General features: G+C 60.8%; 11 protein-coding genes. 10 read left to right on the forward strand and 1 reads right to left on the reverse strand.

The genetic code is table 11. From position 1 onward, the window contains the following. Window positions 1–74 precede the first annotated feature (74 nt). Both mshC and LPB405_RS09015 read left to right on the forward strand, forming a co-directional pair. Window positions 75–1,391: a cysteine--1-D-myo-inosityl 2-amino-2-deoxy-alpha-D-glucopyranoside ligase gene (mshC, locus tag LPB405_RS00205; RefSeq protein ID WP_219101415.1), complete on the forward strand. Its 1,317-nt coding sequence runs from the start codon at window positions 75–77 to the stop codon at window positions 1,389–1,391. Between the two features lies 1 nt (window position 1,392). After that, window positions 1,393–1,515, forward strand: coding sequence for a hypothetical protein (locus LPB405_RS09015; protein ID WP_257604925.1), 123 nt, complete (start codon window positions 1,393–1,395; stop codon window positions 1,513–1,515). A 119-nt stretch (window positions 1,516–1,634) separates the two neighbouring features. On the opposite strand, the gene LPB405_RS00210 is transcribed toward LPB405_RS09015, so the two are convergent. Then, a complete protein-coding gene (locus tag LPB405_RS00210) occupies window positions 1,635–5,009 on the reverse strand; it encodes a type ISP restriction/modification enzyme (protein WP_219101417.1) in 3,375 nt (1,124 codons plus the stop codon). Between the two features lie 276 nt (window positions 5,010–5,285). Between LPB405_RS00210 and LPB405_RS00215 the strand changes: the two genes are divergently transcribed. The 8 genes from LPB405_RS00215 (at window position 5,286) to LPB405_RS00250 (ending at window position 16,400) form a co-directional block, all read left to right on the forward strand. Then, the gene (locus tag LPB405_RS00215) at window positions 5,286–6,362 is read left to right on the forward strand and encodes a tRNA (adenine-N1)-methyltransferase (protein WP_070543518.1); all 1,077 of its coding nucleotides are present in this window, start codon (window positions 5,286–5,288) and stop codon (window positions 6,360–6,362) included. A 134-nt stretch (window positions 6,363–6,496) separates the two neighbouring features. Then, window positions 6,497–8,323 carry a proteasome ATPase gene (gene arc / locus LPB405_RS00220; protein WP_219101419.1) on the forward strand — a complete coding sequence of 609 codons (1,827 nt, stop codon included), beginning with the start codon at window positions 6,497–6,499 and terminating at the stop codon, window positions 8,321–8,323. Window positions 8,324–8,463: 140 nt separating this feature from the next. After that, complete coding sequence (gene dop, locus LPB405_RS00225; protein ID WP_219101421.1) at window positions 8,464–10,275, forward strand: depupylase/deamidase Dop; 1,812 nt, start codon at window positions 8,464–8,466, stop codon at window positions 10,273–10,275. A gap of 203 nt (window positions 10,276–10,478) precedes the next feature. Beyond that, window positions 10,479–10,673: a ubiquitin-like protein Pup gene (locus LPB405_RS00230; RefSeq protein ID WP_049334195.1), complete on the forward strand. Its 195-nt coding sequence runs from the start codon at window positions 10,479–10,481 to the stop codon at window positions 10,671–10,673. Window positions 10,674–10,702: 29 nt separating this feature from the next. Then, a complete protein-coding gene (gene pafA / locus LPB405_RS00235) occupies window positions 10,703–12,175 on the forward strand; it encodes a Pup--protein ligase (RefSeq protein ID WP_219101423.1) in 1,473 nt (490 codons plus the stop codon). 230 nt (window positions 12,176–12,405) lie between these two features. After that, window positions 12,406–13,449 carry an FKBP-type peptidyl-prolyl cis-trans isomerase gene (locus LPB405_RS00240; protein WP_219101425.1) on the forward strand — a complete coding sequence of 348 codons (1,044 nt, stop codon included), beginning with the start codon at window positions 12,406–12,408 and terminating at the stop codon, window positions 13,447–13,449. 95 nt (window positions 13,450–13,544) lie between these two features. Continuing rightward, on the forward strand, window positions 13,545–13,940 hold the full coding sequence (locus tag LPB405_RS00245) for an FKBP-type peptidyl-prolyl cis-trans isomerase (protein WP_049362378.1): 396 nt from the start codon (window positions 13,545–13,547) through the stop codon (window positions 13,938–13,940). 186 nt (window positions 13,941–14,126) lie between these two features. Continuing rightward, the gene (locus LPB405_RS00250; RefSeq protein ID WP_219101427.1) at window positions 14,127–16,400 is read left to right on the forward strand and encodes a WYL domain-containing protein; all 2,274 of its coding nucleotides are present in this window, start codon (window positions 14,127–14,129) and stop codon (window positions 16,398–16,400) included. Window positions 16,401–16,658 lie beyond the last annotated feature (258 nt).

The following is a 16,658-nucleotide window of genomic DNA, read 5'->3' on the forward strand; positions in this document are numbered from 1 at the left end:
CCCGCATGCCTTGAGGTTGGGCGGCGGGTGTGGCGCGTCCACCGGTTGTGGGCGTTTTTACGGAAAGGAAACCCATGCGAGCTTGGGATGCCCCCGCCTCTGTGACTCTGCCCGGTCAGGCTGCGTTGCCGCGTATTTTTGATACCGCGGCTGGTGAGATTGTTCAGGTTCAGGAGGATAAGGCGGCGAGCCTGTACGTTTGCGGTATCACCCCGTACGACGCGACGCATATGGGTCACGCCTCCACCTATGTTGCTTTTGACTTGCTGCACCGCGCCTGGCTGGATGCGGGCGTGCCGGTCACCTACGTGCAGAACGTGACCGATGTGGACGACCCGCTGCTGGAGCGTGCGACCGCCACGAACGTGGATTGGCGTGAGCTGGCTGAGGATCAGACGGAGCTGTTCCGCACCGATATGAAGGCGCTGAACGTGATTCCGCCTGCGCACTATGTGGGTGTGGTGGAGTCCATTGAGTGGATGTTCCCGCTGATTGAGGATTTGCTGCGCCGCGGCCTGGCGTACCGCGTGCCCGGTTTCACGGATGAGCAGGGTGTGGTGCATCCTGACGGTGACGTGTACCTGGACTTGAAGGCTGTGCATGAGCTGCCTGCGAACGCTGAGGGCTACTCGTGGGAGCCGGGCGAGGTCTGCCACCTGAGCCGTGATGAGATGCTGGAGATTTTCGCTGAGCGCGGCGGCGACCCGAACCGTGCCGGCAAGCGTGACGCACTGGATCCGCTACTGTGGCGTGTTGAGCGTGAGGGCGAGCCGAGCTGGGATGCCGGCGAGCTGGGCGCGGGCCGCCCGGGCTGGCATATTGAGTGCACGATGATTGCCCGCCGTTTTGTGGATGGTTCGCTGACCGTTCAGGCGGGCGGTAACGACCTGACGTTCCCGCACCACGATTTGGGTGCGGGTCACTCGTGGGCTGTGTCTGCACGCCCGCACGCTAAGCATTACGCGCACACCGGCATGGTCGGTTTGGACGGCCACAAGATGAGCAAGTCCCGCGGCAACCTGGTGCTGGTTTCGCGTCTGCGTGCAGCCGGTGAGGATGCGAACGCGGTGCGTCTGGCGATTATGGGTCAGCATTACCGTTCGGATTGGTTCTGGACTGATGAGCTACTGGAGCACGCGAAGGCTCGCCTGGACACCTACCGTCATGCGGTGTCGGTGGCTGAGGGCCGTGAAGGTTCCGAAGGTGTCACCGATGAGGCGGCGGTTGAGCTGCTGGCTGCTGTGCGTGAGGCGCTCGGCGAGGACCTGAACGCTCCGGCGGCGTTGGCGGCTGTGGATGCGTGGGCTGTGAAGGCTCTGGCGGACACCACCGTCGGCGGTGGCGCGCTGGTGCGTGACATCCTGGCGGCACGCCTGGGCGTGGTCCTCTAAGATGGCTTCGTCGGTCGTGGAGGAGCTGTACGCTTTTCGCCCGTATGACCGTGAGACGGTCGATGCGCTCGCAGCAGAGATGTTAGCTGAGGTTCGCGCATACGAGGCGCAGGAGGAAGCGTAGGGCTTCTGAGAGCGATATGAGCCCAACAAAGGGGGTGGGTGATCCGGGAATAATCCAGGGTCACCCACCCCTTGCGTTTAACCGGTTATTGAACCGGATGACTGGCAGCTGTTGAGTGGCTAGTCTTCGGTATCTACAAATTCCTCGCGGAAAATCTGTTCACCGGCGAGAACCTCATCAAGGAGTTTCTCCTGAGCGGGTTCCAGATGCACCAGGTGCGTAAGAGTGTAGAGCAACCGCTCATACTCTTCGCTCCAAGCTTCCGGCCATTCTCGCTGAACAATATCGTTGAGCGAGGAGCTCCGGTTTGTCTTCGGCTTCTTGAGGCGGTACTTAGCCCACATACCTAGTACCCGATTACCCCCGACGGTGTAGTCGAAAACGCGCTTCTCCACGTTCTCACAGCGTGCCCGACCGAAGGAGACGGTACCCCTCACAGGAGTATTCTGTTTCTCAGCAAGCTCATCGGTTACTGAGTTCGGCAAGAAACTAGGTTGTTTGGTTGGCATTGTCCTGCCCATGTCTACCGTCGGGGTCGGCAGGACGTAGTCTGCACCTTCGGGAATCTGGTGTAGGTACTTCATACCCGGTAGCGGCTCGCCGCGCTCACCGTAGGTGTGCAGCCACACGACCTGCTTACCAAGCTGAACGGCGCGTTCCCAGAGCTTCGGGTCAGCGGTGAGGGGCACACGAATACCCGCCTGCTGGAGTGGCTTGTCAAAGGTGCGCACGTATCCGGGATGTCCAGTAAGTGCCGCCAGGTAGTAAACGAGATTGCCGGGGGCATTGTCGCCGAAACGTTCACGTAGCATCTGCTTGGCAGGTTCGGTGAGGTTGGGGACACCGCTCACGTTTAGCACCGGGTGAGCACGGCCACCACGATTATTAAAAGCATCCAAATCAGGGATGAGGGTGCTGAAATGAAGACCCGGGCCCGCCTTGGGGTAGTGTGCGTGCTGCTCCACAATAAAAATCTGCCCTGGGACGCGATGCTCCCATAGCTCAGGACGTTCCCTCTCCAAAAGACGAGAATCAGCCAAGATGTACTGCCGGTCAAAGGAACGATATCCTACCGGTACAATATTTGGCGCATCCGGAATAACCTCGCGAGCAATCTGATCGTTAAGGCTTTCACGACTCCCTTGGAAAGTATCCTTCCCGGGAAGTGGTTTTTTACCTTTGAAGATACTGGTGCTAGGCGTCTCCTTAAAACGCTCAGTACGTACTTCTAAATCATTACCTTCGATAAGTTCCACCCAGCGTTCCTGCAATACAGTTTCAGCGGGAGCATAGACCCAGGTCTTGTTGGGTTTTATCCCCTGGAAATTTTTGGTATAAAAATCTACCAATTCGGGGTAGCTATCCCAGTCACCACCCGCTTCGGGAGCGAACTTATCACCCCACCCGGAACGCACCGGTTCAAACTCTGCGCCATCCAGGTTGAGGGCGGCAAGAGCCTGCATTTTCTCCTCAAGTTTTCCGTGCAGGGCAACGTAGCGGATATCCGCAGGGGTTTCCTCATCGGTATTTTCTTCACGCAGGAACAGAGCAATAGATACCGGAGTCTCGATATCGAAAACAGCTGTTCCCTTGGGTGGGCGCTTACCCTCAGGGGTCACGTTAATAATCCATCCACGGCTGGCGGAACGGCGAATATATTCACGCATCCCTGCGAATCCCGGTCCCTTCAGATAGCCAGATGCGGTAATAAAACAGACCGCACCTGCACGTTTGGATCTATCGGGCTGACCCTCCAAAGCACGGAAAGAATCCTCAAAGACCTTCCAGAAAGCCCAGCGCCAGAAGTAGACGTACAGGTTCTTCAGCACATACTCGAACTTGCCCATGCCGGGGGCACGGAAGTCATCCAGAATAGGGGAGGCAACTTCGGGTGAGCGGAAACCCGACTCCACCCAGCCGCCCATACCCTCCGCCTTATCCTTATACGGCGGATTACCAATGCACACCTGAATGGGCACCTCACGCTTCACCCTAGTTGCCTTATTCGACAGCTGAGAGAGCAGGCGCAGGGTCTGACTGTTCACCGGCTTCTGCTTAGCGTAGGGGTCGCTCAGAGTATCAGCTACATAGAGATTTAGACCGTCCTCAGGAATATCAGCACCCATCTCTTTAAGCGTCTCGTTCAGACGGAGCTCAGCCACGGAGAAAGGACCCGACTGTAGCTCAAAGCCGTACAGGTTCTTTGCCAGACGGTTCAGGGCACGAGTACGTGCAGCGGGAGCGAGGCTCTCCGTCTTCGCCACCCTATGCATCACCGACAGAGGATAGGTGCCGGTACCCATCGCCGGGTCAATCACGGACACACCCTCACTCGCCAGACCGTGTTCCTTGCCCAGGTAGGCACGCAGAGCGTCATCTACCAGGCGCACCATCTGGTCCACCACCTCAACGGGGGTGTAGTAGCTACCAGTTGTCTTACGCTGCTCGGGGTTATAGACCTTCAGGAAGTGCTCATAAAGGTGCAGGTATACGTCTGACTTACCGCTGGAAATATCTGGCCATGACGCAGCGTTCATCACACGCACAATAACAGCCAAAGTGCTATACAAGGAACTTTCCTCATCCAGATGCTCAGTGAGAAGACTCAACGCATTGCCCAGCAGGCCATGCTGAGAACGCAAACGACCCGCCATGGTCGAGAACGTCTCAAGGCTCAGGTCGTGACCTTCTGAGAGAGCAACCACCAGCGAAAACACCACCGTCTGTGCAAAGCTATCGGCAAACTCTTCATTACTGGTACTCGGGGCGAGAGTATCGCGCCAATCCTTACGTAGACCCACCAGCGGGGGAGGAATCACAAAATCTTCCTCGCCCTTCTTCTTAGCTTTCGCCTGATCCGCTTTATAGGTCTTTTCCTGCGCGGAAAGACCCAAAAGCATCTCTTCACGTAGCAAAGCCGCAAGGGGAGCGAGAGTTTCCACCAGCTGTCCAGCGCTCTTAATCGGAGCGGGAACCCAACGCAAAAAGTTGAGGAAGAACGTCGCGAGAGCATCCGGTGCGCTCAGCGTGCCATGGCCGCTAAAAGAACCATGCATATGCACCGCGTCGTACCCGGTGCTTGTCAGCACCGGTTCGCCATAACGGTACAGACGCCATTCGGTGCCGTTGGTGTACAAAAGGTTAGGAAGGTTCCGCAGACGCTGCCACTGCTTATACTCGTGGCTCTTCTTAGTGAAAGAAGCGGGATCAATGTTCTTACCCGGAGCCTTCAGCTCCACGTAACCGGTTAAAACACCATCGACCATGATGGCGTAATCGGGGCGAACCAGACCCTCAGAAACTAGACCCCCCCCCGCGGTTTTCAGCGAGGTTTCACGGACGGTCACAACCTTCATCGAATGCAAAGCGCCAAAGTCCTGCAACAGGGTAGCGACCGGGTTCGTCAGCTGAGCCTCCGGTTCACCATCCCCAACGCGCAGATTCTCCCGCACCTGCCTGCCGAACTCGGCAATTAGTGAGTTGAAATCAGTCACAATACTCTTTCCTTTGCCCCATAATTCGTGGGCACTAAGGTGTTTCTGCCCGCCAAGGATTCTGGCGAACTCCCCTCAAGTCTAACCAAAAATGAGTAGCCCTCATTGCTCAGTGGTCATCGCTCCATCCATGCCGTCGCCCTATCACGCCCGCGGGGTAATGCGCCACAGCCGATTTGCAGACTCCGCTAAAATAGAAAAGGACTTTTTCCGTACCCTAGTTCGCTGCAAAGCGCGAACAGCACAGACTGACCCAAACCCGAGGAGAACCACCCCGTGAGCAGCGGCACCCACACCCCTACCGGCGCAATCAACCGCCGCGGCCCCTTCCGCCCCGGCGAGCGCGTCCAAATCACTGACGAACGCGGCCGCATCACCACCATCACCCTCGCCGAAGGCGGCGAATACCACTCCCACAAGGGCTTCCTCAAGCACGACGACCTCATCGGCGCACCCGAAGGCACCGTCATCGCCAACACTCACGGCATCCTCTACCAGGCGCTGCGCCCCCTCTACAAGGACTTCGTGCTCTCCATGCCGCGCGGCGCAGCCGTCGTCTACCCCAAGGACGCCGCGCAGATTATCGTCAAGGCAGACATCTTCCCCGGCGCACGCGTCGTCGAGGCAGGCGTCGGTTCTGGCGCACTGTCCATCGCCCTGCTGCGTGCAGTCGGCGACTACGGTTGCGTGCACTCCTTCGAACGTCGCGAAGAGTTCGCGGACGTCGCCCGCGGCAACATTGAAACCATGTTCGGTGGCCCCCACCCGGCGTGGAAGCTGAGCATCGGCGACCTGCAGGACACCCTTCCGCAGGTTGAAGAGCCCGGCAGCGTCGACCGCGTCGTACTCGACATGCTCGCACCCTGGGAATGCCTGGACGCTGTAGCGGAGGCGCTCGCACCCGGCGGCGTGCTCATCTGCTACGTTGCGACCGTGACCCAGATGTCCCGCCTGGTTGAGGGCATGCGCCTGGACGGCCGCTTCACCGAACCCGAATGCGACGAAACCATTGTGCGCGGCTGGCACGTGGAGGGCCTGGCGGTCCGCCCCGACCACCGCATGGTTGCACACACCGCGTTCCTGGTCGTGGCTCGTCGCCTGGCTGACGGTGCGGTGCGTCTGGCACCGAAGCGTCGCGCGTCCAAGACTGATTTCTCTGAAGAGGATATGAACGCGTGGATTCCCATGAACGTGGGTGAGCGTGAGGTGACCGATAAGAAGATTCGCCGCGCAGCCCGCGATGCGAAGAACCTTGCCGCTCACGCCGCACGCGCGAACGAGATTGCGCTCGAACAGAACGGTACCGCGCAAAACGACAGCGCAGCAGCTGAGGCGACTGAATCCGCCGAATAATTTGAACCACCTTTGACCTGCGGGGGCACGGGCGTTGCCTGGAGCCCCCGCAGTGCACTCACCAGGCTACTCACTGTGCCCAACCACCCGCATCGAGTAGCCGCCGACAAGGACGAACAGCTAAAGGAGCTACCGTGTCCACCCACGAATCTGCAGATCAGGCAGGAACCCCCCAGTACGGCACCGCCCACAGTGCAGCCAGCGCGGCACCGCACTACTCGGCTGCTTTCGGGTCGACCTCCCTGCCCGGCAGTCAGCCCGTCAGCGCGCAGGAGTATGACGCCGTGCTGCGTCGACTCTCCGCGGCGGAGGCAACCCGCGACAATATGAGCCGACAGATTCGTGGTGCGGGGGAGAAGAACCGCAAGCTCGTTGAAGCAATCACCAGCATGCGCTACCAGGTGGAGCGTCTGCGCGCGTCCCTGTCGCAGAATGTTATGCCGCCGCTGAATTCGGCGATTGTGCTGGCGGTGCATGAGGGCCAGACCATGACCTACGAGCAGGTCGCTGACGATAAGACTCCCGCCGAGATTGACACCTACCTGGATGTTCAGGTGAGCGGGCGCATGATGCGTATTCCCGTGTCCCCGCTCATTGACCTGTCCACGCTGACCCCCGGCATGACCGTGCTGCTCAACGATAAGACCGAGGCGGTCGTTGCCCTAGACACCGAACCCTTCGGTGACGTGGTGACCGTGCGCGAGGTGCTGGATGAGCAGCGCGTGCTGGTTGATACGTCCTCGGGTGCTCAGCAGGTGGCGCGCGTGGCTGGTTCCCTCGACATTGAGCAGCTACGCACCGGTGACGCGGTCACGCTCGACACCCGCACCCGCATGCTGACCTCGCAGGTTCCCGCCTCCCGTTCGCAGGAGCTGGTTCTGGAAGAGATCCCGGACGTCACCTATGAGCAGATTGGTGGCCTGGGCGCGCAGATTGAGCAGATTCGCGACGCGGTGGAGCTGCCGTACCTGCACCCCGAGATTTTTGAGCGCTACCACCTGGCGCCGCCCAAGGGTATTCTGCTGTACGGTCCTCCCGGTAACGGTAAGACCATGATTGCTAAGGCTGTGGCGAACTCCCTGGCGGCTCGTGCAGCTGCGCTGAACCCGGGTTCGGCTACTCGCGGCTATTTCTTGAACATTAAGGGCCCCGAGCTGCTCGATAAGTTCGTCGGTGAGACGGAGCGCCAGATTCGCGATATTTTTGTTGCTGCCCGTGAGAAGGCGGAGGCGGGCCACCCGGTCGTCGTGTTCTTTGACGAGATGGAGTCGCTGTTCCGTATGCGCGGTTCGGGTCGTTCTTCCGATATTGAGACGACCATCGTGCCGCAGCTGCTGGCCGAAATTGACGGTGTGGAGTCGCTGCAGAACGTCATCGTGATTGGCGCGACCAACCGTGAAGACCTCATTGATGCCGCGGTGATGCGCCCGGGCCGACTCGACCTGAAGATCCGCATTAACCGCCCGGACGTCGCCGGTGCGGCAGAGATTTTCGGCCTGTACCTGACCGAGGACCTGCCCCTGGACGCTGCGGAGGTCGCTGCCGCCGGTTCGACCCGCGCCGCCCTGACCGCGATGATTGCGGCGGCGGCAGGTCAGCTGTACGCGCGCACCCCCGCCACGGCGTACGCTGTGGCGACCGTGGATTCTTCCATGGCCGTTGGTTCTGGTGCGAGCGCGAACCTGTCCACGCACACGCTGTACCGCGGCGATTTCGCTTCGGGCGCGGTGATTCGCAACATTGTGGACCGTGCGAAGAAGGCCGCGATTAAGGAGCAGCTGCAGGCGCTGACCGCCGGTGCGGATGCCTCGAGCGTTGGTATTGGTACCCGTCACCTGCTGGAGGCGGTGCGCGCCGAGTTTGAGGATCAGGTGGACTTGCCGCCGCTGCCCGATATTGAGGATGCGCTCACCGTTGCCGGTGTGCGTGGCCGCCTGGTGTCGGTGGAGCCGCCGCGCTAAACCGTGCGCCCGCATGAGCCGGGCGGCGCGAGCCCACTCAACTGTGCGATTAGCCCACACCCCGCGCTTATCCCGCATCAACCCAGCATTACCGCAGGTCCAAAGCCTTTAAATGGTATAGATTTTTTCAGGAGAACCCCATGAACTCCACCCCCAGCTACGGCGTGCACCGCATTATGGGTGCCGAAACCGAGTACGGCGTCATCGCCCCCTCCGCGCCGGGCACCAACCCGACCGTGCTGTCCGCACTGGTGGTCAACACCTACGCCAAGCTCGCCTTCCGCCGCGGCGCCGCCTTCCGCGAGCAGCTGCAGCGCCGCGCCCTGGCGGAGGAGCTGACCGCCGAGCAGGCACGCCAGGCAGAGAACTACTCGACCACCACCCCCGAGGGTCAGTGGCTGGGTGAGTCCGAGTCGCCGCTGCGTGACGCGTTCGGCCAGGTTCAGGACGCCTCCACCGCCCACTCGAGCCAGATGACGCACACCCGCACCGAGCTGACCAGCGAAGACATCGCCCTGGAGATCATGCGTGAGGCGGGCGTTCAGGCACCGGGTGAGCCCGCCGAGCCGCGCAGCGCCCTGGATGCGCTCGCCGGTGTGCACGGCCGCGGTGGTTTCCCGGAGCGTCTGGACTGGGACCGCGTGACCATGAATGCGATTCTGCCTAATGGTGCGCGCCTGTATGTGGATCACGCGCATCCGGAGTATTCGTCGCCGGAGGTTCTGACCCCCGCCGACGCGGTGCTCTATGACGCTGCCGGTGACGCGCTGGCGTACGAGTCGCTGGTGGAGTTGGACAACCACGCGCAGGATTTGCCGCAGGTGAAGCTGTACAAGAACAATACCGATTCGAAGGGCCAGTCGTACGGCGCCCACGAAAACTACCTGATTAGCCGTGATGTTCCGTTTGAGCAGGTTGCGGATGCGCTCCTGCCGTTCTTTGCGACCCGCGCAATTTTTACGGGTGCGGGCCGTGTGGGTATTGGTACGCACGGTGAGGTTCCGGGTTTTCAGATTAGTTCGCGTGCTGATTTCTTTGAGCGCACGATTGGTCTGGAGACCACGATTCGCCGCCCGATTGTGAATACGCGCGATGAGCCGCATGCGGACGAGTCGAAGTACCGCCGCCTGCACGTGATTCCGGCGGATGCGAACATGTCGCACTATTCGAACCTGTTGAAGTTTGGCACGGCGGCGCTGGTGATGAACCTGATTGAGTCGCACAGCGAGCAGGCTCCGGTTCTGCCGGGTGTGCGTCTGTCTGATCCGGTGGCGGCGATGCACGCGGTCAGCCACGATTTGTCGCTGTCGGTTCAGCTGCCGTTGGCGCCGTCTTCGGCGACCTTGCCGAACCCGGTGTCCACGAGCGGTTCTGCGAGTGCCCTGCAGATTCAGCGCGCCTACTATGAGGCCTCCCGCGCGCACGAGGAGTCGAACCCGGCGGGTGTGGATGCCGCGACCGCGCAGATTCTTGATCTGTGGGGCGAGGTTCTGGATGCCCTGGAAACCAACCCGCTCTCGCTGGCGGATCGTCTGGATTGGGTGGCGAAGTATGCGCTGGTGCGCGGCTATGTCGCTCAGGGCGTAGATTATGCGAATCCGAAGTTGAAGGCTCTGGATTTGCAGTACGCTGATATTGACCCGTCGAAGAGCCTGTATCACCGTCTGGTGGCGCGTGGCCGTATGCGCACGCTGTTCTCTGCGGAGCAGATTGAGCGTGCGACGACTGAGCCGCCGCGTGAGACGCGCGCGTTTTTGCGTGGCACGTTGATGGCGCGTTGGCCGGAGGAGATTCTGGGTATTAACTGGGATACGGTATCCTGCCGCGGCAGGTATTCGAAGGATTTGACTCGTTTTACGATGATGGAGCCGACCCGCTACGGTGCCGCCGAGGTGGAACCGCTGCTGGATGAGGTGAACCATTCGGATGAGCTGCTGAACCGCCTGCGCTAGTACGCTAGTGGCACCTCACCATCCCTAAACCCACATCAACTCACATTCTTCCCCGGGGCGAATACCCCCATTCGGAAGAGTAAAAACCACATAACCCACAGGTAGGGTGCAGGAGAATCTGGGTACCAAAACCCTTACACCCCGCACCCGACCCCACTCAAAACTTATTTGTCCACAACCGCAAACCCCTTGAGGAGAGAACCATGAGCCGCGAACGCATTAACGCGCAGCAGACCGAAACCACCGCAGCCGAGCAGGAGCAGGAACTGACCCTAGCCGCCTCCCACGTTGTCTCTGACGTGAGCGAGGTCGACGACCTGCTCGACGAAATTGACGGCCTGCTCGCTGAGAACGCTGAAGACTTCGTCACCGGCTTCGTCCAGAAGGGCGGCGAGTAACCGGCGCACCTGCGCGCCGGGTCAGCATCATGGAACACCGTATTTTCGGCATTGAAAGCGAATTCGGGCTCAGCTACGTCCCGCACGGGCTCGGTCGGCTGAGCATCGAAGAGTCCGCCGCCGCCCTTTTCAAGCCCGTCCTGGATCAGTGGCGTTCAACGAACGTCTTCCTGCCCAACGGCGGCAGGCTCTACCTTGACGTGGGTTCGCACCCCGAGTACGCCTCCGCCGAGTGCGGCAGCATTGATGAGCTGCTCGCGCAGGAACGCGCCGGTGAGCTGCTGTTCGCTGACCTGGCGCGTACCGCCCGCAAGCGCCTGCTCGCCGGTTCGGAGGGTCGCCCCCTCGACGGTGAGCTGTACCTGTTCAAGAACAACGTGGACTCGGCGGGCAACTCCTACGGTAGCCACGAGAACTACCTGATTAGCCGCAAGCTGCAGTTTAACGACCTGATTAAGCAGCTCGTGCCGTTCCTGGTGACCCGCCAGATTCTGGTGGGCGCCGGCAAGACTCACCCGCAGGGCGGCCCGGTGCCCGGTTCGACCGACCCGGCGTCCAGCACGGGTGTGCCCTCGTACTCGTTCTCGCAGCGTGCTGACCACATTTGGGAGGCGGCGTCCACCTCGACCTCCCGCGCTCGCCCGCTCATTAACACTCGCGATGAGCCGCACGCGGACGCTTCGAAGTTCCGCCGCATGCACGTTATTAATGGCGACTCGAACATGGCGGAGCCGACGACCCTGCTGAAGATTGCCAGCACCGACCTGGTGCTGCGCATGCTGGAGGATCGCTTCCCGGTCACGAGCCTGGATATTGTGTCCGTCCCGGCGGCTCTGCGCGCCATCAGCCACGACCTGACCGGCACCGCAACCTTCGAAACCACGGACGGTAAGCACTACACGGCGTTGAGCGTTCAGCGTCACTACCTGGATGCGGCACGCCAGTACGTGCAGCAGTACGGCGCGCACCACCGTCACGTGGAATACGCCCTGGACCTGTGGCAACGCACCCTGGACGCTATCGAGTCCGGCGACTACAGCAGCATCGATACTGAGATTGACTGGGCGATTAAGAAGAAGCTCCTGGACGCGTACATTGCCCGCGCCCGCGCGGCTGGTCAGCCTGCCGATTATGCGAGTGCCCGCATCCGTCAGCTGGATTTGGCGTACCACGACATCGACCCGGACCGTAGCGTCTTCCACGCGCTGGTTCGTCGCGGTGCGGTCAAGCGCATCCTGCCTGAAGGTGCTGCGGAGGCGGCGAAGACTCAGCCGCCGAACACTCGCGCTCTGCAGCGTTCGCGTTTCATTAATGCGGCGGTTGCGGCGGGGGAGCAGTTCACCGTGGATTGGGTGCATTTGAAGCTCAACGCCTACCCGCAGCACACGCTGGTGTGTAAGGACCCGTTTGCTACCGGCAGCGAGGAGCTTGAGGAGGTGCTGAGCCTGTTGGCGTCTAAGGCGCGTCAGCATCAGGAGGCGGCATTCCCGCCGCCCTGCTAAACAGCGCTGTTAGACGGCACCCCTAAACAGCACCGCTAGAAACGCTCTGATGAGGGGAAACCCGCCGGCGGTCGGGGTTGTCAACCTTCGGGAACACCTCGGCCGCGACACAGCCTGAACACAGCTACGTGCCGTAGCATAAAACAGCTAAACCTATACCTGTAAACTGTTCTGTGGCACACGGGCATTCACACGCCCCACTCTCACAGAAAACCCCAGAGGATAACACTATGACCAAACGCTCTAAGCTCACTATTTTCGGTGCCAGCGCGGCAGCTCTCGCGCTCGCACTGTCTGCATGTGGCGCACAGTCTAATAATGGCGACCTGTCTAAGGTGCAGTACACCTTGAAGAACGCGACCGCTGAGCCGGAGGCGTCTTTCGCGACTCCCTTCGCCGCTTCTAGCCCCTCCGCGTACGTGATTGAGGAAGGTAACGGCGACTCCATCAACGATGGTGACTACGTGCTCGTTGAGGCTGCCGTATTCAACGGCACCGACGGCAAGCTCAACGGTTCCACTTACTCCAGCGAGCCGATTCTGCTGCCGATTAACGATCAGCTGAAGCAGGCTGCACCGCAGGTGTACGAAACCCTGAAGAAGATTAAGGTTGGCGGTTCTTTCTCGTACACCACCAACGTTCTGCAGCAGCGCAGCACCGCGGGCGTGACCACTACGACCGCTTCGCCCGGTGCCGCAACTAACGTTGAGGTGTACACCGTAAAGACGAAGCTGCCCAAGTACGCAACCGGTAAGGCTGTCGAGGCTGACCCGTCGCTGCCGTCCTTCACTCTGGATGAGTCCACCGGCAAGGCTGAGATTAAGCTGCCCGATAATAAGCCTGAGGTCACCGAGCTGACCGCTAAGACCCTCGTTGAGGGCGAGGGCCCCGAGGTCAAGGAAACCGACACCGTGTACGTGCGCTACATTGGCGTGCAGTACTCCGACGGTAAGGTTGTCGACGGCAACTACGACGCCGCCACCCCGATGGGCATCTCCCTGCAGGGCGTTATCAAAGGCTGGACTCAGGGTCTGAAGGGTAAGAAGGTCGGCTCCCGCGTTGAGCTGGTCATCCCGGCGGACCTGGCGTACGGTAACGACACCGGCGGTTCCAAGCCTTCGGGTACTCTGGTGTTCGTGGTTGATATTCTGGGTGCGGAGGAGAACCCGCAGACCCTGCAGCGTGCCCAGGCGGCTTCTAGCGCGGCTGCTGCGGAGGCGAGCGCCTCGGCAACCGCAACCCCGGCGGCTACCGCTTCGGCTACCGCGCAGTAGCCCACATTTTTATACCGCGCTCGCCGCTTATATGACGTAGGCGGCGGGCGCACCCACTATTTCGATTCATTTCGAACCAATCAAAGGAGACACCCATGTCTTTCGGTCAGCGTAACCTCGACCGCGAAAAGCCCGAAATCGATTTCCCCGAGGGCGACGCCCCCACCGAGCTGGTCATCACCGACCTGATCGAGGGTGCAGGCGCTGAGGTTGTTCCCGGCTCCCGCGTGCTCACCCACTACGTTGGTGTGGCATTCTCCACCGGTGAAGAGTTTGACGCGTCCTGGAACCGCGGTGAGCCGCTGCCGTTCCAGGTGGGCGTTGGCCAGGTTATCCGCGGCTGGGATGAGGGTCTGCTCGGCATGAAGGTCGGCGGCCGTCGTCGCCTGGAGATTCCCGCCGACATGGCGTACGGTGACCGCGGCGCAGGTTCGGTCATTAAGCCCGGCGAGGCCCTGATTTTCGTGGTGGACCTGCTGGACGTCCGCTAAGGACTAGCCGGTAAGGTTCTCGCGTTTTTCGCGCTTCTCACGTAAGACGCGCAGAGACGCGTAGCCCGGTGCTTTCTCCCGATTGTGGGAGGGGCACCGGGCTTTTTTGTGCCCGCACCCGCGCGTTCCTCCCGCCGCCCCGCACACTGAGTAAGTGCCGCGGAACACACACGGTATGATTGAACCATGTCCACCGCAGCTCAGCTTTACATGACTCTTCACCGCCTCGCCACCGCCGCCGAGGCACCCGACACCGCAACCCGAACCCAGGGCATCAGCCGCAACGAGCTACTGACCCTGCTCGGTGTCAAGACGCGCGCGAACGGCTCCCTCAGCGAGTCGCAGGAACGCGCCTTTGAGCGAGCCAAGCAGACCCTGCGTGATGCCGGCGCGCGCATCACCCACGTGACCACAGATCTGGGGGAGCGCTACCGCCTCGAAACCAGCAACGCCGCTAAGCTGCCCGCCTGGAACCCCACTGCCGAGGAGTTCCGCCTCATCAACACCATCCTGCGCGGCTGGGAAGGCACCGAGCTGCAGGATGATGCCTACCGCATCCTGCGTAAGATTGCGCTGACCAGCGAGAACCTCACCGATGAGGCGCTCGCCGCTGCGAAGATTCTGGAGCCGAAGACCGGCAAGCGTCAGCGTGCGAAGAACCTGTACGCCTACCGTGAGCCCCTTCAGCGCATTTACTTTAGCGATAACCCGCACCTGAACGAGCTGTTTACCGCCTATGCGGAGCGTAAGACGGTCACGTTCACCTATCAGACGGCTGCCGGTGCGACCCGCGTACAGGAGAAGGTCAGTGTTGCCGGTATCGGTTACCGTTACGGCACCTGGTATTTTGTCGGCTACTACACTGAGAGCGCGGAGCGTAAGGAGTACACGTTCCGTGCCAGCCGTATTCAGAAGCTCACGATGCTTTCACGTATCGATTCGACCCCCATCAATGCGACGTTTAAAGCCAAGAACTGGCTTGAGGACATTGAGGGCTACGAAGAGAGCCTGATTGTTGCCGAGGTCAGCGCCGATTCTACGCTGTCGGAGCCCTTCACCGTGCCCTCATACGGCACGATTGATAGTGCTGTGGCGGCGACCAGCTACAGCTGCGTGATCGAGCCGCCCGAGGAATCGGAGGCTGCATCTACCCGCCAGCGTGACAGTTACGCCGCCCAGCAGCAGCTGTTGCGCACCCTCACCGACCTGCACAGCGGCGCAGTTGAAGACCCCGGCACCTGGGCAGATATCAACCAGCGCAACCGCAACAACTCCCTTGACGATCTTGTGGATTTGCTTCTGGGTCTGCACCGTGCCGACCGCTGGGCGAGCGCCCACGACGAGGAGCCCATGCCGTTGAACCAGCTCAACGCCCTCTACAGCGTGGACACCGACAAGAACCGTGCCCTCGGCAAAACTATTGCCGAGATTTTCGCGCTGGTAGACACCGTACCCTTCGACTCTGACCCCAAGGACCCGGACGCACTCAAGCCCACCTACATTAACCTGCTGCCGGACTTTGACGGCGCCACCCCGAACACGCTACTGAACTACGCCCGTCTCACCGACACTGAGCTCGCCATCCTCGTTTTCACCCTCTCTGCCGCAGATATTCTGCACCCGGCTGATGCGCGCCTAGGCAGTATCCGTGCGGCGCTCGCCGCCGCGTACCCGAACGCGCCCTTCTATGCGCAGCACCTGTGCTTCGCCCCGCAGGAGCCCCTACTGCAGGAGGCGACTGCCGCCCTGAGCAGCGGCAACGCCGTGACCATTGGTTACGGTGAGCGTGCCGCGGACCGCCTGGTGGACCCGTATGCGTTGGTGCTGCACCGCGACCACATGTATCTGCATGCGTGGTGCCGTACCGCTGAGGAACGCTACTATGCCGCGCGCGGTGAAGAGGTGCCCGAGTATGTGCCCGAGGCTTTTGCTCACCCCACCACCGGCGAGGCAGAGAACAGCGAAGTTGCAGACAGCGAGGCGGCGGACAATGAGGCAGGGGAGAAGACCCCCACTTTCTGGCGTAACTTCCGCCTCACCCGCATCAACCACATTCAGGAGGCGGGCGCGGGTCGTACCCACCCGGTCACCGGAGACACCGTCCCGCATTGGCACGCGCAGCAGCACAGCACTCAGACCAACCCGTTCGCTGAGTTGCGGATTCACCCGACCGAGCACATTCCCAGCGGTGAGCCGCTTGATACTCTCACCGCAACGTACATGCGTCGAAGCACCCACCACGTGAAGAAGGCTTCACGCACCCAGTACGTGCGCATCCACTACTACAACAACGCCCACGGCGCTGGCGATAAGAACATCCTCGACACCGTCATCGCGCACCGAGGTGCCCTCGAACTTGTCGGTCCCGCGCACCTGCGTGCGGCGTTGCTTGACCAGTTGCAAACCCTCAATGCGAGTAGCCGCAGTGGTGTGCCTGCAGGTGTGCCCGCAGAAAAATAGAACTTCACCCACTAGTAAAAACACCCTAAAAACCCTTCCAAGGGGCCAAAACATTAACCTAAAACTTGTATAATGGTGCTCATGTCTTGGTGGTTCTGGATTTTGCTATGGGGCGCGCTCATCATCTGCTCGCTCCTCTATTTGGCATGGTTCACCTACAAAGCACTCACTCGCGGTTTCACACTCCTTGACGAAACCGTAACCTGGGTCGAGTCAATCGAGGGACAATTCGACGCAGCGCAAGCGAACGCAAGCCGA

This window comes from Rothia mucilaginosa (genome assembly GCF_019334805.1).
GTDB classification, from domain to species: domain Bacteria; phylum Actinomycetota; class Actinomycetes; order Actinomycetales; family Micrococcaceae; genus Rothia; species Rothia mucilaginosa_C.